The sequence below is a fragment of the Exiguobacterium sp. s127 genome, from assembly GCF_018618695.1.
Classification (GTDB): Bacteria; Bacillota; Bacilli; order Exiguobacteriales; family Exiguobacteriaceae; genus Exiguobacterium_A; species Exiguobacterium_A oxidotolerans.
Map to the genome: position 1 here is coordinate 589008 of NZ_JACSMO010000001.1, position 26518 is coordinate 615525.

The 26518-nt window shown below is 43.0% G+C and carries 29 protein-coding genes and 1 other annotated feature (1 of these 30 running past the window's edge); of the genes, 19 read left to right on the plus strand and 10 right to left on the minus strand.

The annotated features are described in order from the left end of the window. Window positions 1-150: a binding site (T-box leader), on the minus strand (it extends 59 nt beyond the left edge of the window). Window positions 151-210: 60 nt separating this feature from the next. Then, the gene (locus KNP98_RS02825; protein ID WP_088837499.1) at window positions 211-591 is read right to left on the minus strand and encodes a DUF3899 domain-containing protein; all 381 of its coding nucleotides are present in this window, start codon (window positions 589-591) and stop codon (window positions 211-213) included. A gap of 271 nt (window positions 592-862) precedes the next feature. Between KNP98_RS02825 and KNP98_RS02830 the strand changes: the two genes are divergently transcribed. The 5 genes from KNP98_RS02830 to KNP98_RS02850 all read left to right on the plus strand — a co-directional run bounded on the left by KNP98_RS02830 (window position 863) and on the right by KNP98_RS02850 (window position 6818). Further along, window positions 863-2470: a peptide ABC transporter substrate-binding protein gene (locus tag KNP98_RS02830; RefSeq protein ID WP_088837498.1), complete on the plus strand. Its 1608-nt coding sequence runs from the start codon at window positions 863-865 to the stop codon at window positions 2468-2470. 336 nt (window positions 2471-2806) lie between these two features. Next, the gene (gene opp3b, locus KNP98_RS02835; protein ID WP_088837497.1) at window positions 2807-3733 is read left to right on the plus strand and encodes an oligopeptide ABC transporter permease; all 927 of its coding nucleotides are present in this window, start codon (window positions 2807-2809) and stop codon (window positions 3731-3733) included. Further along, window positions 3733-4764, plus strand: coding sequence for an oligopeptide ABC transporter permease (gene opp3C, locus KNP98_RS02840; protein ID WP_088837496.1), 1032 nt, complete (start codon window positions 3733-3735; stop codon window positions 4762-4764). The genes opp3b and opp3C overlap by 1 nt, the downstream gene beginning before the upstream one ends. Window positions 4765-4791: 27 nt before the next feature. After that, window positions 4792-5865 (plus strand): ABC transporter ATP-binding protein, encoded by a 1074-nt coding sequence (locus KNP98_RS02845; protein ID WP_159173523.1) that lies wholly within the window; start codon window positions 4792-4794, stop codon window positions 5863-5865. Next, window positions 5865-6818 carry an ABC transporter ATP-binding protein gene (locus KNP98_RS02850; RefSeq protein ID WP_029330998.1) on the plus strand — a complete coding sequence of 318 codons (954 nt, stop codon included), beginning with the start codon at window positions 5865-5867 and terminating at the stop codon, window positions 6816-6818. The genes KNP98_RS02845 and KNP98_RS02850 overlap by 1 nt, the downstream gene beginning before the upstream one ends. Window positions 6819-6857: 39 nt before the next feature. Here the strand turns inward: KNP98_RS02850 and KNP98_RS02855 are convergent, their stop codons facing one another. Then, window positions 6858-7391, minus strand: coding sequence for an HD domain-containing protein (locus KNP98_RS02855; RefSeq protein WP_029330997.1), 534 nt, complete (start codon window positions 7389-7391; stop codon window positions 6858-6860). Between the two features lie 225 nt (window positions 7392-7616). On the opposite strand from KNP98_RS02855, the gene KNP98_RS02860 reads away from it, so the two are divergent. The 3 genes from KNP98_RS02860 (at window position 7617) to mecA (ending at window position 9139) form a co-directional block, all read left to right on the plus strand. After that, window positions 7617-7754: a hypothetical protein gene (locus KNP98_RS02860; protein ID WP_167331086.1), complete on the plus strand. Its 138-nt coding sequence runs from the start codon at window positions 7617-7619 to the stop codon at window positions 7752-7754. Between the two features lie 184 nt (window positions 7755-7938). After that, window positions 7939-8337: a transcriptional regulator SpxA gene (spxA, locus tag KNP98_RS02865; protein ID WP_029330996.1), complete on the plus strand. Its 399-nt coding sequence runs from the start codon at window positions 7939-7941 to the stop codon at window positions 8335-8337. A 175-nt stretch (window positions 8338-8512) separates the two neighbouring features. Next, on the plus strand, window positions 8513-9139 hold the full coding sequence (mecA, locus tag KNP98_RS02870; protein ID WP_088837494.1) for an adaptor protein MecA: 627 nt from the start codon (window positions 8513-8515) through the stop codon (window positions 9137-9139). A gap of 65 nt (window positions 9140-9204) precedes the next feature. Here mecA and KNP98_RS02875 read toward each other — a convergent pair whose 3' ends face one another. Then, window positions 9205-9927, minus strand: coding sequence for an SDR family NAD(P)-dependent oxidoreductase (locus KNP98_RS02875; protein WP_088837493.1), 723 nt, complete (start codon window positions 9925-9927; stop codon window positions 9205-9207). Window positions 9928-9998: 71 nt separating this feature from the next. Between KNP98_RS02875 and cls the strand changes: the two genes are divergently transcribed. From cls to pepF, 3 genes are read left to right on the plus strand one after another with little or no spacing between them, the layout of a single operon-like run. Then, the gene (cls, locus tag KNP98_RS02880) at window positions 9999-11510 is read left to right on the plus strand and encodes a cardiolipin synthase (RefSeq protein ID WP_088837492.1); all 1512 of its coding nucleotides are present in this window, start codon (window positions 9999-10001) and stop codon (window positions 11508-11510) included. Window positions 11511-11522: 12 nt separating this feature from the next. Then, on the plus strand, window positions 11523-12584 hold the full coding sequence (locus tag KNP98_RS02885) for a competence protein CoiA family protein (protein ID WP_214810653.1): 1062 nt from the start codon (window positions 11523-11525) through the stop codon (window positions 12582-12584). A gap of 5 nt (window positions 12585-12589) precedes the next feature. Then, window positions 12590-14392 carry an oligoendopeptidase F gene (gene pepF, locus KNP98_RS02890; RefSeq protein ID WP_214810654.1) on the plus strand — a complete coding sequence of 601 codons (1803 nt, stop codon included), beginning with the start codon at window positions 12590-12592 and terminating at the stop codon, window positions 14390-14392. 172 nt (window positions 14393-14564) lie between these two features. Here pepF and KNP98_RS02895 read toward each other — a convergent pair whose 3' ends face one another. Together KNP98_RS02895 and KNP98_RS02900 are read right to left on the minus strand one after the other, a co-directional pair. After that, window positions 14565-15356, minus strand: a complete 792-nt coding sequence (locus tag KNP98_RS02895) for a DsbA family protein (protein WP_088837489.1) — start codon at window positions 15354-15356, stop codon at window positions 14565-14567. A gap of 90 nt (window positions 15357-15446) precedes the next feature. Beyond that, complete coding sequence (locus KNP98_RS02900) at window positions 15447-16022, minus strand: CYTH domain-containing protein (RefSeq protein ID WP_029330989.1); 576 nt, start codon at window positions 16020-16022, stop codon at window positions 15447-15449. Between the two features lie 105 nt (window positions 16023-16127). Between KNP98_RS02900 and yjbM the strand changes: the two genes are divergently transcribed. The 3 genes from yjbM to KNP98_RS02915 are packed head-to-tail and all read left to right on the plus strand — an operon-like array spanning window position 16128 to window position 18496. After that, window positions 16128-16778 carry a GTP diphosphokinase gene (yjbM, locus tag KNP98_RS02905; RefSeq protein WP_029330988.1) on the plus strand — a complete coding sequence of 217 codons (651 nt, stop codon included), beginning with the start codon at window positions 16128-16130 and terminating at the stop codon, window positions 16776-16778. Window positions 16779-16788: 10 nt separating this feature from the next. Beyond that, the gene (locus KNP98_RS02910; RefSeq protein WP_214768660.1) at window positions 16789-17592 is read left to right on the plus strand and encodes an NAD kinase; all 804 of its coding nucleotides are present in this window, start codon (window positions 16789-16791) and stop codon (window positions 17590-17592) included. A 16-nt stretch (window positions 17593-17608) separates the two neighbouring features. Further along, the gene (locus KNP98_RS02915; RefSeq protein ID WP_251135125.1) at window positions 17609-18496 is read left to right on the plus strand and encodes an RluA family pseudouridine synthase; all 888 of its coding nucleotides are present in this window, start codon (window positions 17609-17611) and stop codon (window positions 18494-18496) included. A gap of 39 nt (window positions 18497-18535) precedes the next feature. Here the strand turns inward: KNP98_RS02915 and KNP98_RS02920 are convergent, their stop codons facing one another. Then, window positions 18536-19705 (minus strand): FtsW/RodA/SpoVE family cell cycle protein, encoded by a 1170-nt coding sequence (locus tag KNP98_RS02920; protein WP_214766454.1) that lies wholly within the window; start codon window positions 19703-19705, stop codon window positions 18536-18538. A 143-nt stretch (window positions 19706-19848) separates the two neighbouring features. On the opposite strand from KNP98_RS02920, the gene fabI reads away from it, so the two are divergent. Both fabI and KNP98_RS02930 read left to right on the plus strand, forming a co-directional pair. Then, window positions 19849-20622, plus strand: coding sequence for an enoyl-ACP reductase FabI (gene fabI / locus KNP98_RS02925; protein WP_088837485.1), 774 nt, complete (start codon window positions 19849-19851; stop codon window positions 20620-20622). A gap of 129 nt (window positions 20623-20751) precedes the next feature. Continuing rightward, entirely contained in the window at window positions 20752-20955 is a 204-nt protein-coding gene (locus KNP98_RS02930; protein WP_029330983.1) for a hypothetical protein, read from the plus strand. A gap of 2 nt (window positions 20956-20957) precedes the next feature. Here the strand turns inward: KNP98_RS02930 and KNP98_RS02935 are convergent, their stop codons facing one another. Then, window positions 20958-21470 carry a YjcG family protein gene (locus KNP98_RS02935; protein ID WP_029330982.1) on the minus strand — a complete coding sequence of 171 codons (513 nt, stop codon included), beginning with the start codon at window positions 21468-21470 and terminating at the stop codon, window positions 20958-20960. A 145-nt stretch (window positions 21471-21615) separates the two neighbouring features. Here KNP98_RS02935 and KNP98_RS02940 point away from each other — a divergent pair, with 145 nt between their 5' ends. From KNP98_RS02940 to KNP98_RS02950, 3 genes are read left to right on the plus strand one after another with little or no spacing between them, the layout of a single operon-like run. After that, window positions 21616-22161, plus strand: a complete 546-nt coding sequence (locus KNP98_RS02940; protein WP_088837484.1) for a phosphatidylglycerophosphatase A family protein — start codon at window positions 21616-21618, stop codon at window positions 22159-22161. Then, window positions 22161-22784 carry a phosphatase PAP2 family protein gene (locus KNP98_RS02945; RefSeq protein WP_088837483.1) on the plus strand — a complete coding sequence of 208 codons (624 nt, stop codon included), beginning with the start codon at window positions 22161-22163 and terminating at the stop codon, window positions 22782-22784. Before KNP98_RS02940 ends, KNP98_RS02945 begins: the two co-directional genes overlap by 1 nt. Further along, the gene (locus KNP98_RS02950; RefSeq protein ID WP_088837482.1) at window positions 22784-23278 is read left to right on the plus strand and encodes a hypothetical protein; all 495 of its coding nucleotides are present in this window, start codon (window positions 22784-22786) and stop codon (window positions 23276-23278) included. The genes KNP98_RS02945 and KNP98_RS02950 overlap by 1 nt, the downstream gene beginning before the upstream one ends. Before the next feature lie 61 nt (window positions 23279-23339). On the opposite strand, the gene KNP98_RS02955 is transcribed toward KNP98_RS02950, so the two are convergent. The 3 genes from KNP98_RS02955 to KNP98_RS02965 all read right to left on the minus strand — a co-directional run bounded on the left by KNP98_RS02955 (window position 23340) and on the right by KNP98_RS02965 (window position 26444). Then, window positions 23340-24209 carry a DegV family protein gene (locus KNP98_RS02955; protein WP_214766452.1) on the minus strand — a complete coding sequence of 290 codons (870 nt, stop codon included), beginning with the start codon at window positions 24207-24209 and terminating at the stop codon, window positions 23340-23342. A 64-nt stretch (window positions 24210-24273) separates the two neighbouring features. Next, window positions 24274-25599: a branched-chain amino acid transport system II carrier protein gene (gene brnQ / locus KNP98_RS02960; RefSeq protein WP_214810655.1), complete on the minus strand. Its 1326-nt coding sequence runs from the start codon at window positions 25597-25599 to the stop codon at window positions 24274-24276. 551 nt (window positions 25600-26150) lie between these two features. Further along, the gene (locus KNP98_RS02965; RefSeq protein ID WP_029330976.1) at window positions 26151-26444 is read right to left on the minus strand and encodes a hypothetical protein; all 294 of its coding nucleotides are present in this window, start codon (window positions 26442-26444) and stop codon (window positions 26151-26153) included. Between the last annotated feature and the right edge of the window lie 74 nt (window positions 26445-26518).

Here is a 26518-nt window from a genome sequence, read left to right on the forward strand (position 1 = left end):
GCTGTAACGGGCAATCCCGTCTGACTCTACTTCACTGTTCAAGTCAGCCACTCCGAAGTCCATTCCATCTGCATCCACTATCCATTCACACCAACCATGGACTCTCTTAAAGTGACGACTCGATGTACTACTCTTCTTCACCGTGTTATTATACATGTAACTTAACAAGATTTTACCATAGACCATTGTCTAGCGTCACGAAAAATTCGTTTAAACGAATGATAAAAGCAATGAGAAAACAATGCACAATAAGCCGCTAGACAAGTATGGCCCTGTCCGGTTTAAAGAACGTTTCCGCTTTTCTTCATACACTTCGTGCTCTTCATCCTCGTCCTCGTGATACTCACCATCGATTTCTCGTAATCTTGCCTCACGTTGTTTTTTGAACCCGGCAGTCAGTCCTCTAAAAAATCCATTTGCAGACATGTTAGAAAATAATCCGATTGCCATTAAGATGAATCCTGAGATAAATAACCCACCCGAAAAGTGATAAAAAAAAGAATGGGTTGAATCCGTGAAACTCGCCCAAATGGTGTAAATAATCGATAAAATTAAAGCGATTAAAATCGGACGAAACAAGTGAAAACGCATAGTAGTCCCCCTTAATATGGATTATGAATTCATTATACGCAATGCTCCCGAAAGTTACGAATTTATTACGGTTATATATCTTAAAACAGCAAATAGTGTGACTATTCACTTGACGTTATTGTTATTCTCACATAAAATCAACTTATCACTTCGTTTGAATTTTCGAAACCAGGTCAATGCATTTTGGGGAATGCATGTGGATTCGATCCAACGTTATTGATGTCATAACTGTTTATGGCAACTTGAAAATTGAAAAGGAGATGACTCACCGATGAAGAAAAAAACTGTCGGTCTCGCGTTATCAGTCATGCTAGCAGGGAGTGTAGTCCTTGCAGGATGTTCGACGAGCGGAGATAAAGATTCAGGTTCTTCAGACAAGAAAAACTTGCGCTTAACGAGTACGTCCGATATTACGACGGTCGACCCGGCTAAAGCAACGGATTCAGTCGCATTTGATATGATTGGGAACACGATGGAAGGACTCTACCGGTTAGACAAAGAAGGTAAGGCGATTCCTGCACTAGCCGAAAAAACAGATATCTCGAGTGATAACCTCACGTACACGTTTACACTTCGTGAATCGAAATGGTCTGATGGTTCTCCAGTCAAAGCACAAGATTTTGAATTTGCTTGGAAACGTGCAGTTGATCCAGAAACAGGTTCAGGATATGCCTATATCTTTGATACTGTCAAAAATGGTGCAGCTGTCTCACAAGGGAAAAAACCAGTTGATGAATTAGGAGTCAAAGCACTTGATGATAAAACGCTTGAAGTAACACTTGAGCGTCCATCGCCGTACTTCTTGTCACTGACGTCATTTGGAACATATACACCGATTAGTGAAGATTTTTATAAAAAGAACGAAAAAGACTTTTCACTTCAACCGGATAAATTGTTATACAACGGACCATTCGTTTGGACCTCTTGGAAAACAGATTCAAAACGTGTCTTGACTAAGAATGAAAACTATTGGGATAAAGATGCCGTCAGTCTTGACGAAGTAACGATTCGTGTCGTTAAAGATTCGTCAACGGTTACTAACCTGTATGAATCGAATGACATCGATTATGCTGGCTTAACATCTGAACAAGTTGCTGTTTATGAATCGAAACCTGAATTCAATACGGCATTACGTTCTACGATCGCTTATTTGAAGTTCAATAACGAAGATGCGACGATGAAAGATGTCAATGCCCGCAAAGCGATCGCTCGCGCAATTGATCCTAAAGGCATCACGGAAACGTTACTTGCGAATGGTTCGATTCCAACAACAAGCTTCATTCCAAAAGACTTCATTAAAGATGAAGCTGGAAAAGACTATACGAGTGACATTAACTGGTTCGATCGTGATGGGAACGAAGCAGCTGATCTTTGGAAAAAAGCAAATGGCGATAAGAAAACAACGATTGAACTATTATCGTTCGACAGCGAAGACTCTAAAAAGACAAGTGAGTACATGAAAGGTCAAATTGAAAGAAACTTGCCGAACGTGACAGTTTCAATCAAACAACAGCCATTCAAGAACAAACTCGATTTAGAGTCTAAAGGTGACTACCAAATGTCGTATTCACTTTGGGGTCCTGATTACCAAGATCCAATGTCGAATTTGTCGATCTTTGAATCAACAAATAGTCAAAACGATGTTAATTACGACTCATCAGCATATGATAAGTTGTTGAATGCTGCCAATAAAGAAGCAGATGTTACGAAACGTCTCGACTTGTTCAAGCAAGCGGAAGCCCAATTGATCGAGAAAGATCAAGCAATTGCGCCATTGTATCAAGCAGGTGCAGCTTACTTGAGCCGTCCGACAGTTGAAAACTTCAAACGCCAATTGTTTGGTGCGGATTTCCAATACAAATATGTTGATATGAAGTAAAAAAACTGGAGCGTCCCGAATTAGGTTCAGGGAACGCTCCTGTTTTATACTACTTTTTCTGAATGTGTAATCATTTCTAAACGAAATGTGAACTATTTGTAAAAAAGATGTTCTAATTACTTTGTTAGCAAAGTATAATGGAATCAAACGAAAAATTCTGAAATATTGGTTAACTGTGAAAAAACAGTGATCATGGGGGGCATCATATCAGGTTGGGACAAAAAAGAATTTAAAATTTTACAACAAAATTCTTGAATGTTCCGACAATTTTACGTCATACTGGTTTTATTGATGTTTTCGAAAAAAACAGAAAAATCTTTATAGGGGGTGCCATCTATGGGCCGTTATTTAGCTCAACGCCTTACTTACGGCGTACTGACGTTTTTACTCATCGCTTCATTCACGTTCTTCTTGATGGATCTGTTACCAGGTTCACCGTTCCAAAACCAGGAAAAGCTTTCTCCTGAGCAATTGAATATCCTTCGGGATAAGTACAACTTGAATGATCCACTTCCACAACGCTACGCAGCGTACATGGTTAACTTGTTCCAAGGTGACTTAGGAGTATCATTTAAATATGATAGCCGTCCTGTTACAGATTTAATCATGGAACGGATCGGACCGTCAGCTCAATTAGGAGCACAAGCACTTATACTCGGTGTCTTTGCAGGTCTTTTACTTGGTGTCGTTGCGGCACTACGTCATAACACAGCGATTGATTACGGTGCGATGTTTGCATCAGTACTCGGTATTTCAATACCGTCGTTCGTATTTGCTTCGCTTCTTCAATACTACGTAGGAGTGAAATGGGGCATTTTGCCGGTCGCCTTCTGGGAAAGCCCAGCACATACGATTTTGCCTACAATTTCCTTGTCCTTAGGAGTTACTGCCTCCATCGCTCGTTTTGTTCGAACGGAGATGCTCGAGGTAACAGGACAGGATTATGTCACGCTTGCTAAGGCAAAAGGACTAGATGGACAATCGATCACGTGGAAACACATGGTGCGTAATGCCTTGATTCCAGCAATTACGATTCTTGGACCGATGACTGCTGCCTTAATCACAGGAACACTCGTCATTGAAAGAATCTTTGCTGTACCGGGTCTTGGTGAGTTGTTCGTATCATCAATCACGCTAAATGACTATACAGTCATCATGGGAACAACACTGTTCTTCTCAGCGGTCTTCATCCTTATGATTTTGATCGTCGACTTACTGTACGGTGTCGTTGATCCACGGATTCGTTTGGGGGGTAATGAATAATGGCAGAGCAAAATTCAAATGCAAAAACGGAACAATTCGATTCGTCACTGTTTCAAACGGTTGAGTTCAACGAACAAGCCGGAGAGCGTATCGCCGGAAAAAGTTTAAATTTCTGGCAAGATGCCTGGACGCGTCTTATTCGAAATAAAGCAGCGATTCTTTCGCTCATCATCATTCTTATCATTGCGTTACTTTCAATCTTCGGACCGATGATTTCTGGGCGCGATGCTTACACGCAAACGATCACGCAAGCGAAGCTACCACCAAAAGTAACAGGGCTTGAGTGGGCCGGATTTGATGGTATGGCAACATTAGGTGATAAAGAAATTGATTTTTACGAGCAAAAACAAGTAACAGAAAACTACTGGTTCGGAACGGATCATCTCGGACGTGACTCTTGGTCACGTGTCTGGGAAGGTACACGCGTTTCACTCTTTATTGGTGTCATGGCTGCAATCATCGATGTCATCATCGGTGTCACATATGGTGGACTTTCTGCTTACTATGGCGGTCGTGTTGATAACATCATGCAACGTATTACAGAAATCCTGACCGGGATTCCGAACTTAATCTTAATCATTCTGTTCATCTTGATTCTTGAACCGGGGATCACGACGATTATCTTGGCGATGACCATCACCGGATGGATTGGGATGAGTCGACTCGTTCGAGGACAAATCCTGAAACTTAAGAATCAGGAATTTGTACTCGCAGCACGTACGCTTGGGGCTTCTAGCTCACGTTTAATCTTTAAGCATTTGATTCCAAATACTCTTGGAATTATTATCATCTCACTTATGTTCACGATTCCTAGTGCGATTTTCTTCGAAGCGTTCCTTAGCTTCATTGGACTTGGTCTCGCTCCACCGAAACCGTCCCTTGGTACATTGATCAACGAAGGGTACAAAGAATTGAAGACGTTCCCTTACTTGCTTGTCGTGCCATCGACGGTCATCGTACTCCTAATGATCAGCTTTAACATGTTGGCCGATGGATTACGGGATGCGTTTGACCCACGTCTACGCCGCTAACGGAAATTAGAGAGGAGTTCATCCACAATGGAAACTATTTTATCTGTACGCGACCTAACCGTCGCTTTCCATACGTATGCCGGGACGGTACAAGCCGTCCGTGGCGTATCGTTTGATTTAAAAAAAGGTGAAACACTTGCAATCGTTGGTGAATCTGGTTCAGGAAAGTCGGTTACATCAAAAGCAATCATGCGACTGATTCCGAATCCTCCTGGTGAGATCACGAATGGTGAGATTATTTTCGAAGACCGTGACTTAGTCAAGTTGTCGGACAAGGAAATGCAAAAAGTTCGTGGTCGTGACATCGCAATGATCTTCCAGGATCCGATGACATCACTCAACCCGACGATGACAATTTACAAACAGATTGCAGAAGGTTTGAAACGTCACCAAGGCTTGACAGGGGATGCCGCAAAAAAACGGACGCTCGAATTATTGACGCTCGTAGGGATTCCGAATCCGGAAGCACGTTTAAAACAATATCCACACCAATTATCAGGTGGGATGCGTCAACGGATCGTTATCGCGATTGCGTTAGCATGTAACCCGAAAGTTTTGATTGCCGATGAGCCGACGACAGCACTCGACGTTACGATTCAAGCTCAGATTTTAGAGCTCTTAAAAGACATTCAACAAAAAACAGGTACAGCAATCATCTTCATCACGCATGATCTCGGTGTCGTGGCGAACATGGCCGACCGCGTAGCTGTTATGTATGCTGGGAAATTGATTGAAAAAGGTACGGTTGATGAGATTTTCTATGAACCACGCCACCCGTACACATGGGGACTTCTCGGATCGATGCCACGCCCTTCAGATGACCGTTCGCAGGACTTACCGGCGATTCCGGGTACGCCACCGAACTTGCTTCATCCGCCTACAGGTGATGCATTCGCACCACGTAATCAATATGCGATGAAAATTGATTTCGAGAAAGAACCTCCGTTCTTCCGTATCACTGATACACACGAAGCAGCAACGTGGTTGTTACATCCACAAGCTCCTTACGTAGAACCACCAGCAGCCATCCGTGACCTCGCACTGAAATATCGTCCAGATAGTACATTTGCGAAGTCGCTTTTGAAAGGCGGTCTTAAGTAATGGAAAACCGTAATAAATTACTTGAAGTAAAAAATCTAAAGCAACATTTCAATATTGGACGAGGACGTGTCGTCAAAGCAGTAGACGGACTTTCATTTGATATTTATGAAGGAGAAGTACTTGGTCTTGTTGGAGAGTCAGGTTGCGGCAAATCGACGACGGGTCGTTCGATTATCGGACTTTACGATGCGACAGACGGGGAAGTCTTGTTCAAAGGTGAGAATGTCCATGCGAAGAAATCACGTAAAGAAAAATTGAAGTTCAACCGTGCGATGCAAATGATTTTCCAAGATCCTTACGCATCTCTAAATCCACGGATGACAGTCGGAGATATCATCGCAGAAGGAATTGATATCCACGGACTTGCGAAATCAAAAGAAGAGCGAGATAACCGTGTCTACGACTTGTTAGAAACAGTAGGTTTGACGAAAGAACACGCGAGTCGTTACCCCCACGAATTCTCTGGTGGTCAGCGTCAACGGATTGGGATCGCACGTGCACTAGCAGTAGAACCGGACTTCATCATTGCCGATGAGCCGATCTCGGCACTTGACGTTTCCATCCAAGCACAGGTCGTCAACTTGATGAAACAATTACAACGTGATCGCAGTTTGACGTATTTATTCATCGCCCACGATCTTTCGATGGTTAAATATATTTCGGACCGGATTGGTGTTATGTATCAAGGTCACCTTGTTGAGTTATGTGATGCGGATCGTTTGTACGAGAACCCAGTTCATGCGTATACGAAGTCGCTCTTATCTGCAATCCCGCTACCGGATCCAGAGCACGAACGGACACGTAAACGGATTGTCTATGATCGCCCGACAGGCGGAGCCGTTGGTAAATCGAGTGAAGATTCGAGTATCCCTGCACTTCGTGAAATCGAGCCGGGACATTACGTCTCGATGACGGATGCTGAGCTTGAAGCGTATCAAGCACAACTCGTCTAATAAAAAAAGCATTCCTGAATCGTTCAGGAATGCCTTTTTTTAGTTTTCGGAAGCGATTCGTGGAAGGTTACTAAAGCGATGGACAACTGAATCTAATGCATCAAGACGTTTGACGGCTTCATCAAAGGGGATTTTCTCATAATGATGCAAACCACCCGGTTGCTCTTCTAACGTATCGGCATCGTGGACGAGTTGTTGGAGTGGGGTCCGGTTAATTGTACCTGGTGGGAGATATGAATCCGTGTGTAAGAGGACGGCAAGCGAGATTTCTTTTGCGCGTGCCGGCTCTTCCCCTAAACGAATTAATAACTTATGGGCACGTTCTGCTCCTTTAATCGCATGAATATCATTTTGACGGTAAAGATCATAATTCCATGTTCCATCCGTATACCATTCATAATGGCCGATGTCATGAAGCAGTGCTGCTTTTGTCGCCGAATCAGCATCAAGACCACGCTGTGTCGCAAGCGTCAATGCCCGTTCCGCAACGGAAATCGCATGATTGAGCCCAGAACGCTCTAAATATTTTTGGGCAATCGGGTGTTCGATAATTGTAACTAAAGTAACTGGCATAACTGAAATGCTCCTTTCAACGAGTAAGTATTTCTATATACTCTACGTGAATTTGCAAGTAATTGCAACTCTCTGCTTAAATGAACGCAACAATCTCACACATTTAATTAACCGAAGTAGGAATAGAATTTAGGCAAACGTGGTATACTAATTAATGTAGAAGATGATAATTCAGCTTTCGTTGGTTGCTTGTTCTTTTTTCGGACCGAGTGAGGTGTCGGAGTTATGAAAGAACGTGATAAGAAGAAAAAGTTGAAAAAACGACTTTTGCGGGATATTTTCGAAAAGAAATTAAAAGAAATGAAACTCCCGAAAGCAAAAGAAACGATTTCTCAACCTTTTGATCACACGCCAGCTTGCTGAAGCCATCTCGTGGCTCCAGCGAGTTTTTTTACGAAAAATTTCTTTCATCTTAAAAAATAGCTAGGTTTTATTTGAAATTCAATGTAAACTGTCAAGTAATAGAATCATCATTAATAATTAGGAAAAGGATACGTTCCTTTTTATAGTTCAGACATGATGTAAATCAGGGGGAGGATGTTTTTCAATGGTAACACTCTATACTTCACCAAGCTGTACTTCTTGTCGTAAAGCGCGCGCGTGGCTTGAAGAACATGAAATCCCATTTGTGGAACGAAATATTTTTTCGGAACCATTGTCGCTTGATGAAATCAAACAAATTCTTCGTATGACGGAAGATGGAACAGATGAGATTATCTCGACACGTTCAAAAGTCTTTTCTAAATTAGACGTTTCAGTCGAGAACTTGTCGCTGCAACATCTTTATGATTTAATTCAAGAATATCCTGGATTGTTACGTCGTCCGATTTTGATTGACGAAAAACGACTCCAAGTTGGATATAATGAGGATGAAATTCGCCGTTTCTTACCACGTAAAGTTCGCACTTTCCAATTGATGGAAGCGCAACGCTTGGTAAACGAATAAATTTTAACCAGCGCGCTGCTTCCGTGAGCAGTGTGCTTTTTGTTACCGTCAAAAAAGGTTAAAATAAAGATAACAAAGGAATATACCCTATATGGTTAAAAAGGGGTTCTTTTTGAATCCATGTTATGTGCTCGTTCGTATACTAGATAAGAGCGAGATGAAAGGAGTGGACATATTGAAAATCGAACGCGTCAATGACAACACGGTCAAGTTCTTCATTACGTATACGGATATCGAACGCCGCGGCTTTGCCCGAGACGAGATTTGGTATAACCGTGAGCGTGGAGAACAGTTATTCTGGCAGATGATGGATGAAGCGAATGAAAAAGAGTCCATCTCCTTCGAAGGTCCACTATGGATACAAGTTCAAGCATTTGAAAAAGGTCTTGAAGTGACGGTTACAATCGCTAAAACAACAGTTGATGGCGAACAAGTGGATGAAGAAGAGTTGGATTCATTACTCCGTTCAGCAATGTCTGAGGCAGAAGATAAAGAAACAGAACTCAGCCAAGACGTATTATTTGAAACGACGGATTTTGAGCATGTTATTGCTCTTAGCCAATATGCAGAAGCACCGGTCTTCAAAGATTTGAAAACAGCGCTCTATCAAAAAGATGGTGCCTACTTGCTCCACGTCCATTTTAAAGACGAAGTGGAAGTGGAAGAACAAGAAAACGTGATGAGTTTGATTGCCGAGTACTTGCAATTTAGCGAACAAACGATTCATCCGGTCGCAGAGTATGGTAAAACCATCATTGCCGACGATGTTTTTGCTGTCGTCCGTAAGCACTTTACGAACTAAATACAAATGTCACGTTAAAAGGACTGCTCCTATACAAAAAGGGAGCAGTCCTTTTTTTGTTAGCATCACGTCAATGTATATCCACCATCGACGATTAATGATTGGCCATTGATATAACTAGCTTTATCCGACAATAAAAAACAAACGACTTCTGCAATTTCAGCCGGCTGTGCTGCGTTCCCGCGAAGGTGATGTTTCATTGCCAAGTCAAACTTGTCTTTCCCACCGTATAAGGAATGGCTTAATGCTGTATCGACGGGGCCGGGGCAGATCGCATTAAAACGATACTTTCCATGAAACCGGGCCGCGTAAGTTTTCGTAAGGGTGATAAGAGCACTTTTTGAAGACGCATAAGGTAAGAGCATCGCCGGGAATTTGACATGTCCGACGATTGCGCTATTGTTAACGATTGAAGCCCCTTTGGACAATCGTTTGACAGCGAGTTGAATGATTTGTTCAGGTGCATGATAATTGACTTGGAATACTTCTTGTTGGGCATCTGTTACGCGTTCAGGTGCGACAGGTTTTCCAAAAGTTCCGGCATTGTTAAAAATGCCATCGATGGTTGGAAAGTCAGTCGCGGTGTCATCGAAGAACTGCTGAATCTCTGGTGGTTTAGCAAGATCGACCTGGAAAAAATGAATGTTGCCTTGTCCATGTTGTTCGAGTACCGTTCCTTTTTCGGTATTTCTCCCTAAGGCAAGAACGGTATGTCCTTCTTTTGCAAGTTGGAGGGTGGTCGCTTCCCCGATTCCACCAGTCGCGCCCGTTACGATGTAAGTTTTCATTCGAATACTTCCCTTCTGATAATAGAGTCGAAAAACTTGATACATAGTAAAAAGAAAGAGGAGGGGATTTCATGTTACGACGTGTTCAACTGCTGATGACGTTACTGTTGACCTGTAGCTTACTGGCGTTTTTGTCTTACTACTGGAGTGTCTACATGGTCGGTTGGTTATCAATCGTCATCATCTTAATCGTTTTAAGTGTCTTCATCATCATCTTACTTGAAAATCGAAATCCCGAACGGACTTTAGTCTGGGCGCTTGTCATGATGGCGCTGCCCGTCGTAGGCGTGTTCGTCTATTTCACGTTCGGTCAGAACTATCGCCGTAAAAAAATGTTTCGCTTAAAAGCGATGCTTGATGAAGAGTCATACATTAAATATCGTACCCAATTTGATCATGGTATACACAATCGAGTGTTCAAACATGGATATTATGCAAAGGTTGTCAAACTTATCGATTCCATCAGCCGGCTTCCAATATCGTATAATACACATACGAAGATATTGACTAACGGAGAGGAGAAATTTCCGCTCTTGCTCGCTGAAATCCGTCAAGCGGAGCACCATATTCACTTAGAGTACTATATTGTCCGCGATGATGCGTTAGCCCTCGAGTTACAAGCCGCTTTGATTGAACGTGCTGAGGCTGGGGTCGAGGTTCGTTTCTTATATGACGCAGTCGGTTGTTTCTCTACTGACAAAAGTTACTTTAAAAAGATGATTCAGGCTGGCATTGAAGTGCATGCCTTTTTCCCTGTCGTCCTTCCCTTCATCTCCAGCAAATCCAATTATCGAAACCACCGTAAAATCGTTGTTATTGATGGAACGGTCGCATTTACAGGCGGAATCAATGTCGGAAATGAATACATCGGGAAAGATAAAGCATTCGGATTTTGGCGAGATACGCATCTTGTCGTTCGTGGAGAGGCTGTGTCAGAGCTCCAATTGATATTTTTACAGGATTGGTACTACATGACAGGAGAGCGTCTGTTCACACCTTTCTACATGGAGCCGCTCGAAGTGGTCACGGATGCAACAGGGGGCGTTCAAATCATCGCCAGTGGACCGGACGAACCGCAAGAGACCATGAAGTCGCTTTACTTCGCATTGATTACGGAAGCACGAAGTTCGGTCTACATTGCTTCACCGTACTTGATTCCGGACGAGGACTTGATGACAGCATTAAAAACAGCAGCGATGTCCGGAATCGATGTTCGAATTCTCTTGCCGAGTTTTCCGGATCATAAAGTTGTTTTTTATGCGAGTCGCTCGTATTTCGACGATTTACTCCAAGCAGGCGTTAAAATCTACGAATACAATAAAGGATTCATGCATTCCAAAGTCATTGTCGTCGATGATGCGATTGCAACCATCGGAACGGCGAATATGGATTTAAGAAGTTTTCATCTAAACTTTGAAGTCAATGCCTTCTTGTATGGTACAAATTCCGTTCACGAACTGACCCGGGATTTTTATGATGATTTTTCGCATTCGACTCAAGTTGATCGCCATTACTTCAGTCAGCGCAGTTTTTCGCAACGCTTGATTGAGTCAGTTTCACGTCTATTCTCACCTTTACTCTAAAGGGGTGCTGTCATGTTTGAAGCCGTTGATGAAACAGGTCGCCGAATCAATATCCATCTCGTACAAGTCGAACAATTAAAGCAAATGACGTTGTATTGTCCTTATTGCCTGAACCGATTACGGGTCAGGCAGGGACGAAAGCGAACGCATTTTGTTCATGTCTCAGCATGTACGGGAGAGTCGAGTGAACATCAAGGTTGGAAAACGACTTTAGCGGAATACTTTCGTAGCTTAGGTTATGACGTCGCTTTAGAACAAGTTCAAGGGCAACGTCGATTTGACTTGTGGATCCCTGCACTCCGGATAGCGGTAGAAATCCAACGATCGAAGATGACCGCGTTGGAGTGGAATCGACGACGAACGATTGATCAACAAAAAGCATATGCTGTGCGCTGGATTGGCTTTCATCCAACAGGCGGATGCATCATTAAGTTAGACGGGTGGATGAAACAAGCATTATTGACGGATGGTTATCTCGATTTAATCGAACAGGGAAAAATTAACCGCTATGGTTTTGCTGTCCCTTTTACGAAACACTTAGTGATTTGTCAACGACTAGAAACTTCTTTCACACAATTTATTAGACCTACCCCCCAAGCATTTCCCCGGAAATTTTCTGCGAAAAAATGGATTCAACTTGTGCGGAAATACCGACTACGTCCTTTCTTCTCGACGATGCCAAATCATCTACTCAAAAATCCACTCTATCAAGCAGGTCTGCATGTTTTATACCTTCCAGCCCACTGTTTTTTACCCATCGAAACACTTCTCGCCTTTCCACTCCATCCTTTTGAACTTCAAATGACACTTTATTTATCCTTACAAGGAAACTACTCGAAAATCCGACTTGAACATGCGTTAGTCTCCTGTCTCGACGCATGCCGGATTTCTCATGAGCCGAATCTGCTTCGACGTGTGGTAGAGGATTGGATGAATTTACTAGCTGTCGCACGCATATGTCAGCAATCTAGTATTGCTACAACTGTAAACCGTTTTAAAGAAGACGCTGTTTTAGCAGGAGCAATTCAGTTGTTTGTCGAAAAAGAAACAGGTATAAATGAAGTAAGGGAGTGATTGAAATGGCAGAACTATTGACACGAAAAGATGTCACGGTAGAAGAAACGTGGAACTTAGAATCAATTTATGAAACGAATGAAGCATGGGAAGAGGATTTTGAATCTGTCAAAGCGATGTTACCTTTGATGATTGATTACAAAGGGCGACTTGGAAAAGATGATACAACGCTTTTTGAAGGTTTACAGTTACGTGATGAAATTTCACGACGTCTGCATAAGCTTTATACATACGCGCATATGCGTTATGACGAAAATACGGCTGATAGCTTCTATCAAGCGATGAATGACCGTGCGCGGACGCTCGCTTCGCAGATTGGAGCTGCACTAGCTTTCATGACACCAGAACTGTTGACGATTCCAGTTGAAACGATTACGGGATTTTTAGATCGCAATCCGGATCTTGCGATGTATCGTCATGCGTTTGATGAACTTAATCGAGAACGCGACCATGTATTAACTGAAGCTGAAGAAGCAATTCTTGCTAAAGCAGGGGAAGTATTAGGGCAATCTGGAACGACGTTCGGTATGTTGAATAATGCTGACTTGAAATTCCCTAAAATCAAAGGGGAAGACGGGCAAGAGGCGGAATTGACACATGGTCGATTCATTACATTCATGGAGTCGAAAGACCGTTCAGTCCGCGAGGCAGCGTTCAAGGCGATGTACGAAACATACGGCAACTATACAAACACGCTCGCGTCGACACTTGCAGGATCAGTCAAAAAAGATAATTTTTATGCGGAAGTGCGACAGTTCAAGTCGGCGCGTGAGTCTGCATTACATGGAAATGCCATTCCGGAGCAAGTGTATGATGGATTAGTAGAAGCGGTCCATGAACATCTCCCATTGTTACATCGTTACGTTGAACTTCGTAAACGTGTACTCGGATTAGAAGAGCTTCATATGTATGACATGTATACACCGCTCGTTAGCGAAGTCGAAATGAAAGTCTCTTACGATGAAGCGAAACAATTGATGGTCGATGGATTGGCACCACTTGGAGATGAGTACAAGCATATCTTAGAAGAAGGTTTGACAGATCGATGGGTCGATGTTCGCGAGACACGTGGTAAGCGCAGTGGTGCCTATTCTTCTGGCGCATATGATACACAACCGTTTATCTTGATGAATTGGCAAGATAACGTCAACAACCTCTTTACATTGGCACATGAATTCGGACATTCTGTTCATAGTTACTATACACGTCAATCACAACCATATGCTTATGGTGATTATTCGATTTTTGTAGCGGAAGTAGCTTCGACGACAAATGAGGCTTTGTTAAATGATTTCTTACTGAAACGTGTTACAGACAAAAAAGAGAAACTTTATCTGTTAAACAATCAATTAGAAACATTCCGTGGTACGTTGTTCCGCCAGACGATGTTCGCAGAATTTGAACATGAAATTCACGAGGCGGCTCGACTCGGTCAATCGTTGACACCAGAATTCCTGACGAAAACGTATTATGCGTTGAACCAAAAATATTTTGGCGGCGGAATCGTATTGGATGAAGAAATCGGTCTTGAGTGGGCACGGATTCCTCACTTCTACTACAATTATTATGTCTACCAGTATGCGACAGGTATTTCAGCCGCTGCCGCATTGACGACGCAAATTTTAGAAGAAGGACAACCTGCTGTTGATCGTTACATTAATAATTTCCTTAAAGCAGGATCAAGTGATTATCCGATTGAAGTCTTAAAGGCAGCAGGTGTCGATATGACGACAAAAGCACCAGTAGAAGCAGCATTACGTCAATTTGAACGTGTGTTGGATGAATTCGAAGCATTACTCGGAGAGTGACAACTCTGTGAATTTTTGCACAAAGTAATAGAAAAAAATCCGGGACTCTTATATACTAAGAATGTGAAGAGGGTCACATTCCCCTGATGATTCTCTTTTCCCCCATCCAATGGTCATGTGAATGACAAAAAAAGGTGTTTCCGCAATTGCGGAAACACCTTTTTCTTTTAACTTAAGCATGTGCTGAGTCTTTAAGGTGACGCCATACTTTACCGTCACAATAAGAAAGTGAGACACATTTTTGTTGAAGTGCAAGTTTTTTCAACTCATGTTCAATTTGCGCTTCAGATACATCGTAAATAAAAGCGATTTCTGAAGTTGTTGCTGTTTCGTACCGTTTCAAGAAATGTTCGAGCGGTGGCTTTGGTTGCTTCTCAACAGGTTGATCCAATAACTCATTTAAAATGGAGACATAAATGAGGTATTCATAAGCACCTTCAGCTTTAATGGCTTCTTCATCTCCAATGAAAGCGAGGGTAGGGAGGACGCGTACGTCCCATTCTGTCACGAGCTGCGTTTCTTTTTCGAGCATGAGCTGAATCGTATTTGATTCAACATCGCGATGAAATTCCTCCAAGTCGAGACCGAATTCAGTTAAGGCTTCGGCTAAGCGGATTAAAGAAGAACGTGTATAGGCACTTTCGCCTTCTACATTATGCAACATCCGGAGACGTCTCATGAAGCGCATTCCGAATGTCTTACCTTGTAGTTCGATTGCTTTTAAAATCAACAATGGCGACATATCACACGCAGAGCGTGATGGAGCACAAGGAATTGTCGCAATCGTTCTGAGTCGGAAGAGATGACCATACTCTAACTCTAATTTCTTGAGAACGGGTATCAACCGTAAACCATCTGTTTGCGTCACATCTAGAAAATGATAAATTTCTAGGGGTTTCGTCGGTTGTTGAATTGATGGTTCGTCCAATGAACAATAAGAACCGTTACATTGATCGTGTTCCATCCGTTCACCCCCTTCTGTTGTTATCGTTACCCTATTTTAGCAACGAAAAAAATGAAAGAGCAAAGGTTTTGCTTGTACATTTGTACACGATTAGCGTGAAACCGCTTTACGCTCCATGAAACGGACAATTTTATTTTTCGTTTCACGACGTGGAATTTGATGTTTCTCGAGCAGTTGCGTGAAAGCAAGTTGACCTTGTTCGAAGGCTTGCACTTCGAATTCTAATTCGTAGTCGGTTACGCCTAAATAGTGACTTTGATCCAGTACGAGCAATCCGTCTTTCAATTTTGTTTCAAAACGAGTTGTTTCTAAACGTCCTAAGTGTTCAAGCGATGCTGTTAAGTTGAAGCGACTCAATTGTTCATTCATCGCATCAGATTGAATCAGACCATATTTGAATAATTCCTCTGCCTCTGCTTCCGATAGAGAAACATGTGTTTCAAGTAAACCATCATCTTTCGGTTCTTTTAAGGTCAATACGAGACCTTCTTTTTTCTGACGGATGCGTAGAGCGGCGCCATGCTGACGCAATTCAAACGTAGGTGTATCAAAATAATCATTTGCTTGCCAAATCGTTTCGTCTTGTTTGCCGTAAACTTGCATCAGTTGCTTGTATTCATCTGCTGTTAACAAGTTTTTAAATTCAATTTCCATTTCTTGTCTCATTCCGGTTCACGCCTTTCTAGTTGAATGCTTGAAAATATGATAACATGAATGAAGTAGTGGAACGAATTGAACCAACAATTTAGATTAAAAGTGGTGACGAAAACGATGACAAAAGAAAATTGGGATTTATTTCTCGCGCCGTATCAAATCGCGGTTGATGAACTGAAGGTAAAGCTAAAGGCCATTCGAAAACAATTTCAACAACGTGGGGAACATTCACCGATTGAATTTGTCACGGGACGGGTAAAACCTGTGAAGAGTATTATCCAAAAAGCGGAGCGGAAATCGATTGCGATCAGTTCGTTAGAACAAGAGATGCAAGACATCGCCGGCTTACGCATTATGTGTCAATTTGTCGACGACATCATCCACGTACTAGAACTGTTACGATCACGTGGAGACTTTAAGGTGGTCGAAGAGCGAAATTATATCACACAAAAAAAAGAGAGCGGATATCGTTCCTATCATATTATTATTGCCTATCCTGTCCAAACGATTGAAGGTGAGATTCCGACGCTCGTTGAGATTCAGATTCGGACACTTGCGATGAACTTTTGGGCGACGATTGAGCACTCACTCAATTATAAATACCAAGGAAACATTCCGGAGGAGACACGCGAACGACTGCGACGTGCCGCGGAAGCCGCCTTTTTATTGGATGCGGAAATGAGTCAACTGAAAGTAGAGATTCAAGACGCACAGCTCGTCCTACATGAACGAGACGGAAAACAAACTAATAATCCAGTAAGCGAGTAGGAGGATGACCATGCGCTTTGCGATTACAGCACGAGATGATGAACGCTCGCGAATGCTACGCGATCAATTGGAACAAGAGTTGATTGCTCGGGGGAGTGTTCTTGATGCAGCGACTCCGGAAATCATCATTTCAATTGGTGGAGATGGAACGATGCTCCAGGCATTTCATTCTTATTTGAGTCAAGTCGAAGACATCACACTCGTTGGGATTCATACGGGACATCTTGGTTTTTATGCAGATTGGCGCCCGGAAGAAATGGACGAGTTGATTCGTCATATCGCAGATGAAAATTTGGCGACGGTCGAATACCCATTGCTTGAGCTGTCGATTGATTATGCGGACGGTTCACATAATAAGTTGTTGGCGCTAAACGAATGTACGATTAAAAGTTTTAATCAGACACTTGTATGTGACTTGTCGATACGTGGAGACTACTTTGAGACGTTTCGTGGGGATGGGTTGTGTATCTCGACCCCATCCGGTTCGACAGCCTACAACAAGGCGTTAGGTGGTGCAATTGTCCACCCGGCCCTCGAAGCGATTCAAATTACTGAGATGGCTTCCATCAACAATCGTGTATATCGAACAATCGGTTCCCCGATGTTGTTGCCGAAGCACCATGATGTCGAAATACGACCGGTCAATCCGATTGATTTTCAATTGACTTACGATCATTATGCTTCTATTGTTCATCAAAACGTAACATCGATTCGCTGTCGTGTCTCCGATAAGAAAGTAAAATTTGCCCGTTTTCGTTCCTTCCCGTTTTGGGAGCGGGTCAGAGAATCATTTTTAGCAGAAGAAAGAAGTTAAGTAAAAGAGGTAAGTGATGATGGTATTTGAATTGAAAGAAACAGTGACACATGAACAGGTCGGCTGGAGTGTCGGACATTTTTGTACGATGCGCCTCCGAATTTCCCGAAAAATGCTCGTGTCGATAAAGCATCATGGTGACATTTTGCGAAACGGACAACATGTTAACGTTAACGAGAGTGTCGATCTCGACGACGAAATCCATGTCTCTTTCCCTGAGGAGCACCCAGCAGAAGACATGATTGCGACACAAGGAGAGCTTGATATCTTGTTTGAAGACGAGTGGTTGTTGATTGTCAATAAACCACCGGGGATGGCTTCGATTCCCTCGCGTCTTCACCCGGAACGTTCTTTGGCGAATTTCGTGTTGGGTTACTATAAACAACGACAGATTCCGTATGCGATTCATATCGTCAATCGATTGGACCGGGATACAAGTGGGCTTGTGATTTTTGCCAAACATGCGCTAGCTCATCATCAATTGAGTAAAATGCAACAAAATGGACTGCTCGACCGGCGTTATATTGCATTGATCGAAGGAGAACTCGGTCCACAAACAATCGATTTACCGATTGGTCAGACGGACCATTCGTTCATGGAACGGATGGTCCGTGAAGATGGTCAACGGGCGGTTACGCATATCTTGAAGAGTACGGCAGTTGAAGCATTCATGCGAACGATTTCACAGTTAGAAATCAAGCTGGAAACGGGACGGACACATCAAATTCGTGTTCATCTCGCAGCACTCGGTCATCCGTTAGTCGGAGATACGATGTATCGCGGGACGCCATTGATTCCACGCCAAGCGCTTCATAGTGCAAGCGCACGGTTTCCTCACCCGGGGACGGGAGAAATGGTCATGTTCGAAGCGCCGTTACCGAGTGATTTGTTCTTAGAACAATAAAAAAGAGTTGATTCCTGCAACAGGGAATCAACTCTTTTTTTAATCTTCATCAAACATCGAGACACGTGATTGGGAAGCGATCGCCATAATAAGGCCAAGACCTACTAAGTTGACGATCATCGTCGAACCTCCATAGCTGATGAAAGGCAGTGGGAGGCCGGTGATCGGTAAAACACCCATCGTCATCCCGATGTTTTGAAAGATTTGGAACGTAAACATTGCGACGTAACCTGTCACGATATAGGTTCCAAACGGATCGGCTGTTTCAAGTGCGATTTGAATCAGGCGGTAGATGAACAAAAACAGGATGACTAAGACGACGGCAGCCCCAATAAATCCGTAATGGGCAGAAATCGCAGTGAAAATGAAATCAGTATGCAATTCCGGGACGGAAACCTGGAGTTTTCCATAGCCGACACCAAACATTTGCCCGGAGCCGATCGCATTAATCGATTGGACCAATTGATAAGATAAATCGTCGGCATACTCAAATGGTTGTAACCACGCCATGATTCGGTTCATCGCGTGTCCTGGGAAGAAGGTCGCAAGTAAATCATTCTGGAAATAAAAGAGATAAAAGAAACCGACGATTGAAATTGTAAATAAAATCACCATGCTCAGGAGCCACTTCCAGTTGAGGCCGGATAAGAGCATCGCACAGGCAAGAATAACACATAAAATTAAGCCGATTCCTAAATCGGGTTGGATGATGATTAAAGCGAGTGGAAGTAATGTTACAACAACCATTTTGAGCAGAAGTAAAAAATCACGTTCGTGTTGAACGTACCGTGCATTATGTTCAGAGATGACGGCAGCTAACGTGACAATCAAAAAGAACTTCATGAACTCTGCCGGTTGGACCGTTCCGATGACCGGAAGCTGATACCAGCCATACGCCCCTTTAATGTTCGCAACAAGCGGTGTATTACGTAAGACGACAAGACCAATCAAGGATACGATTCCTGCTCCATATAAATACCAATGAAAACGTTTGAGTTGCTCATAATCGATGAGAATGACGACAGATAGTGCGATAAATCCGATGATATACCACTGAATCTGTTTCGCCATGAAATTGATTTCACTAATCGCGCCTTGCAAAAAAGGTTGCGCCGTATAGATTGCGATGATACTGATGATCATCAGGCAACCGAGTAAAAAAAGTAACGTGTTATCATATCGTTGTGTAAATGATTTAAAACGGTTCATTTCATCCCTACTTTCTATCTCTTTCTATATTAACGTAATTTATCAAAATCGCAATATCAAGAGGGGTGGTTGACAGAAGCGTTACGTTTTTGTAACCTAGATATAGGTGTTATTACCAGGTACTAATTTTAGGGGGAGTTCAAATGAATATTTATCCTTCACTTGAGGGAAAGACGTATGTCGTAATGGGTGTCATCAATCAACGCTCGATCGCATGGGGAATTGCCCGAGCGCTTGACGCGGCAGGTGCAAGCCTCGCGTTTACGTATGTAGGCGAACGATTTAAAGCACCACTCGAAAAGTTAGGGAAAGAATTATCGCGACCAGCTACTTACTATACATGTGACGTAACGAGTGATAAAGAAATCGAGCAAGTGTTCCAAAGCATCCATGCGGATCACGGACAGATTTCGGGGATTGCCCATTCGATCGCCTTTGCCGATAAAGAAGCATTACGCGGCGAGTTTTCAGGCGTAACGCGTGAACAGTTCGCGCAAGCGCTCGATATTTCTGCATTCAGCTTAACGGCAGTCGTCAAAGCAGCGAAAGACTTTTTCACAGAAGATGCTTCAGTCATCACGTTGACATATCTCGGTGGTGAGAAGATGGTCCCGAACTATAACGTCATGGGTGTCGCGAAAGCTGCGCTCGACGCTAGCGTTCGTTACCTTGCGGCTGAATACGGAAAACAAGGTGTTCGTGTCAATGCAATCTCAGCTGGTCCAGTGCGTACGGTCTCGGCAAAAGGTGTCGGCGACTTCAACTCGATTCTCGACAGCATTGAAGAGCGTGCACCACTGCACCGAAACGTTTCGACGGAACAAATCGGTCAAAGTGGCTTGTTCCTGTTGTCACAAATGTCGAGTGGCGTGACAGGTGAAATTCTCCACGTCGACAGTGGTTTCCACATTCTTTAAGTGCTCAACCTATTTGCTGTAGTTCTAAACCGGGGGCAACCCTGGTTTTTTTGTTTTCTAAAAAGCTATTTTGGGAATAAGAAAAGTAGATGAGGAAAATAACGGCTACAGAAATAGGAGGGAAGAGATATGTATCAAATTGATTTTACAGTCGTTCAATACGTCAATCGGCAGGTTCGTGTTGAACCGGAACGAAAAACAGAACCGATTGCCCGAATCAATCCGATTGAGCGGATTCAGTCACATGATTATGAATTAGAAGAACAAGCGAATGCGTATGGAGTTTTACCGGAATTAAAACTTCCCGGCCGTAAGTTCGACCGGGAAGTTTAATGTTAGTGTTGTTTGAAGCGGAATGTTTCATAAACGCTCCAGGCACCATTTTCTAATTCATAGAGAAGTGCCATTTTCGTGACGTCTTCTTGAAAGCGAATATCTTCCATCTTTAGCCGTTCTAGAACGTCGAACAGTTCGACATCAGAAAGATCTTGGCCAATCGTAATATGTGGCAAAAAGTCGTACTTGGGTGTATGTTCGAGTCCATTTGAATGTAACGCACGATGCAACTGCTCCATTTCGTCCGTCGGCATGACTTTTAAGAACAAGACATTGTTTGTCGGGTGGAAAGAGCGTGCCCCTTGAAGATGTAGTGCGAGTGGTTTCGTTTGTTCAGCCACTTTGTTTAATTCAGAAACAATCGATTCTAACTCACTTTCATCAACACTCACGCGTTCACGCATCGTAATATGTGGCGTGATTAAAGCATACTTTGAATCATATCGTTTTCGATACGAATTCGCGAAATCTTGTATGCGCTTCGATGGAAACAGAACTACCCCGATGTTCATCGAAAATCCCCTACTTTCCCCTAAAATGATAACGCTTTACAAAATAATCATGACGGATTATGGGCGCTATGTCAAAGATGTTTGAGAAGAGTCAGGGAATCTGTGTATACTTGTGAAGAACTTTGTCAGAGAGGTGGATTTAGTCATGAAAGAAAAAGCACATTCAAAAGAGGTCAAACAAGCAGCGATTGAAAAGCTTCACGAACGTGGAGTAACGATTCATGCCATTTCTGAAATCGTGTATCAGATGCAGGCACCTTATACGGAGGAGTTGACACTCGAGACATGTCTCAGCTCAGTCGAACGTGTACTCGAAAAACGGGAACTCCAACATGCGATTTTAGTTGGGGCAGAACTTGATATTCTTGCGGAAAAGGGTCTGTTGTCTGAACCATTATTATCCATCATTCGAAGTGATGAAGGATTGTTTGGCGTCGATGAAACGATTGCGATTGGTGCGGTCAATACGTATGGTTCAATCGCGGTCACGACGTTCGGTTACTTAGATAAAGCCAAAATCGGTATTATCAAGGAGCTCGATACGAAAGTCGATGATGGACGTGTCAATACATTTATGGATGACATCGTCGCGGCGATTGCAGCGAACGCATCCGGACGCCTTGCACACCGTTTACGTGATAAAGAAGACTATTCAGCGGAAGAACTTGAACAACGAAAGGGAACGTACTAATGAAAACCAATCATCGGGCGTTAATCGTCTCAGGAATCGTACTCGTATTGTTTTTAACGATTGCGTTATCGATTCGCCTGACAGGTTATTTTTTGTTTGATGCCCAATTATCGAATGAAATGGCAGAACGTGTTCCAGGTAGCTATGTCTCGTGGTTCACGCGGATTGGATCAGGTGTCGGAGCTGTGACGATTACGAGCATTCTTGCAATCGTCAGTTACCTGATTTGGCGTGATAAAGTCGGTAGCATTTGGTATTTCATTGCTTGTCTCTCCGTCGGGGCGTTAAATCAAGTCGTTAAATTGATTTTCGTCAGAGAACGTCCATCATTAAATGACTTGGTAGGGGGCGTAGGATATAGCTTTCCAAGTGGACATTCATCGATGGCATTTGCCGTTTATGGAGGATTCATCGTACTTGCTTGGCGCTTTTTAAGTCGGACGGGGCGGATTGTCGTCAGCACGATTTGTACGTTGATGTTTCTCGCAATGGGATCTTCACGGATTATTTTGAACGTTCATTATTTTTCTGATGTCCTCGGAGGATTTTTATTCGCGGCCTTCGTCCTCAGCTTATCATATGCATTCGTATCACCGAGACGAAAAAAGGAGATTTACAATTAATGTTGTTACTTGATATTGACAATAGCATTTTGTTCGATGAAGCAACGATGCGGACGATGAACAAACCGACATTGCTCGTCGAGCGAATGGATGGAAACAAACAGTTCATGACGATGCGGGCGCATCTGCGCCTGAAGCGTCTAGTTGAAATCAATCAAGTGATTCCAGTGACGAGCCGAACGGTAGATCAGTTTAAACATCTTGAATTATTTCAAATCGACGCAAAACCAAAGTGGGCAATTCTTGAGAGCGGGAAAACCCTGCTAAAAGAAGGGAAATCAGATAAGCGATATGAAAATTGGCTGCGACAACATCAGCAACCTGCCACGATGTCGTCGATTTTAATCTATCTCGAAGAAGTAGAAGTGACGAACTGGCAAGCTTATCCGGCGATGACCTTATCGGAACGTCTGACTCGTCCCCATGAAGGAATCTCTTCCGTAGAGGATGAATCAGCGTTATTAGAAGAACTATTTCATCGTTATCAAACGTGAATCATTAAAGTAAAAGAAAAAGCATCCGACGTAGTGACGTCGGATGCTTTTTCTTTTACTTTTACGGGTATTCAATTTGGTCGAACCAATAGACACCGATAGTAGCGGCACCTGCATGTGACAAAATAGATGGGCCGAATTGAGTGATTTCGATGGAAACGTCAGATAGTTTAGATTGAATGAGACCACGAAGTTGTTCAGCTTCTTCTAACGCCAATGTATGTCCGACGTAGAGTCTTTGCTGGTGTAGACCAGAAGCCTGGACTTTTGCCACGACCTCCGTAGCCATTTCCTGAAAAGCTTTCTTCAAGGAGCGAACCTTCTTAAAGGGAACGAGTTTCCCAAGTTCATTGAACGTAACAATCGGCTTGATATTCAGCATGTTCGCAAGTAAAAATTGACTACTTGAAACGCGACCCCCACGCCGCATCGTTTCCATATTCCCGATGATCAAATAAAAGTGAGAACCGTGTTTAAACTTTTCGAGAACAGTCATCACGTTTTCAGGACGCATTCCAGAAGTTGCGAGCTCGATCGCAATCTTAATCATTTCTTGCTGGTTGGTCGCCCCTGTATAAGAATCAATGGCATACAAGGGGAAACCGACAGCCTCTGCAGCTGCGACTGAGCTTGCATATGTTCCGCTTAAGCCACTCGTGATATGAATGGCATACCCGTAATCATATCCTTCGTTCTTTAATCGCTCATACAACTCGACTAACTCTCCAAAGGAAGGCTGAGAAGTCGTAGGGACGGCAGAAGAATGTTGTTTCATTTTTTCATCTAGTTGTTCAATTGAAATGTCGACATACTCACGGTACGATTCACCGTTAATGATGAGTTGAGTCGGCACCACATGGACTCCGATCTGTTCTGCTTCTCCCTCTCGGAAAAAAGCCATACTATCGGTGATCCAAGCAATCTTATCCATTAAAACGACGCCTCCAGTAGAATTCCATTTTTCTCATTATACCACAAGCGTGAAAGCGGAATCATCAGCCTGCTTGTTTTTGGCTGATGGAATTATGAGAAACGCGTCCAATCCATGAACTGATGATGAATGTCACGATTGCAGGTAATAACCATGCCATGTTTTGGTCGACTAACGGGAAAGCTTTATACATACTGCTGGCGAATGCAGGTAAAACTTTTAACGACATGAGTGAGCTGAGTAAAGAGAGAAGCGCCGTTACAAACAATGTCGCACCATAGACGATGGCTGGCTTCTTGATAGCTGAACGAATGAACGTCAAGACGATTAAGACGATGACAATCGGATAAAGGAACATCAATACAGGTACAGCAATCGACAGTAGTGTCTGCAATCCGAAAATCGAGATTGCGAACCCTAATACGGCTGTCGTGATACTTGCGACCGGGAAAGACAATCGTTTAAACAATGAAATCAAATATTCTGAAAATGCTGTCACAAGACCGACGGAAGTTGTTAAACAAGCAAGCAAAATCGCTGTTCCTAAAATGACTAAACCAACCGTACCGAACGTACTATCAGCATATTGTTGCAACAAATCAGGACCGCTGACTGAACCGACAGCACCGAAGCTGTTTCGTCCAATGAAACCAAGTCCTGTATAGACGACAGTCAATGAGACTGCGGCAATTAAACCGGCTTTTGTCACGTTTTTTAATTGTGATGTACGATCTTTAATTCCACGTGTGTGAAGCGTGTGTAAGACGATAACCCCGAAGACGAGTGCACCGAGTGCGTCGAGGGTCAAATAGCCTTGAAGAAATCCTTGAACAAACGAGTTCGTAAAACTGTTGTATGCAGGAGCTGGTGCCTCGACGGCAGAAAGTGGATTGACGATACTACTTATACTGAGAATCATAAGTGCCGTCAGTAATAACGGTGTGATGAAGCGACCGATGATATCAAGTAACTTACCCGGTCTTAAAACGAGAAACACGGTTGCCAAGAAAAAGAGTAATGATGAAATGATTAACGTCGTTTGGCTGGGTTCTCCTAAAAAAGGAACGATACCAAGTTCATACGTGACGACGGATGTTCTCGGGATGCCGAAGAATGGACCAATCGCGACGTAAAGTGCGAATGTCAAGAAAACACCAACAGCTTTCGGCAATGGATTTGCCAGCGTACTAATTCCGCCGCCAACCCAAGCGACTGCGATTAAGCCCGCTAACGGGAGACCGACGCCTGTTACGATGAAGCCTAGCATGGCAGGTAAGAATTGTGTCCCGGCAAGAGCACCGAGTTCGGGTGGGAAAATTAAGTTACCGGCACCAAAAAACAAAGCGAAAATCATAAATCCTAAAGCGAATAAATCTTTACGGTTCAACATATATTATGCCTCCTGATTCCTCATAATCTTACTCACTATACCATTAGAAATTAGCTGTTATAAATAAATTTTAAAACATTCGTTATTCAAGAATCGAGGAGTCGAAGCAAACGCGTTTTAACCTCTACACTTGTAAAAGAAGATCAACCGCAATGTGGAATTAAAAAACCTATCCGTTAGATTGGATAGGCGCCATCTGTTTCACTGGACGCCTCATTCGATCCATCGAAAGGAGGGCCCAAAAACTATTTCATCGTCACATGAAATGTTTTCAGTCCCACGCGTACAGAATAATCAGTCGGTGATTCAAAGTTAAAACTAAAGTGCTCATAATATGGTGCTCCTCTCGTTGAATTTGTCTCAGATTATCACGGGATACATGATTAATCAATATTTTCTGACAATTGTTCCAAAAGAAAAAATATTGAGAACGTTATCATGCATATTATTACTAAAAAAGATGCGAAAAGAACCATATTATAACAAAAAATCCGGTCCTTCATTGAAGAAGTGACCGGATGGTTAATATAGATATAACGAGCGGCATAAGTTTAACTAGAAGCCATGAAGCGCCCCTTTTTTTGTCGTCTCATTTTGTGGAGGAGCCAGGCGTGAACGACTTCACAAGATTGACGGGGCAACGTTAGCTCGACGAGCGGTTCCTGTTGCTGCCCTCGGATGGTGAATACTCCGGTCTCTTCATCAATCGGTGAGATTGCCATTGAGCTCGCATCATTCAGTGATAATTTAAGTTCGCCAATTGACGCATCCTTCAGTTTCAGGATATGTCCGTTCGTCGCGAATTTAGCGAATGATCCGATTCCGTTCACTTTTAACTGGTCCATAACTAGTTCCTCCTTTGTTAGCTAACACGAACAATCATCATACGTGTAACGAAAAAAAACAACTGCAACTTCTA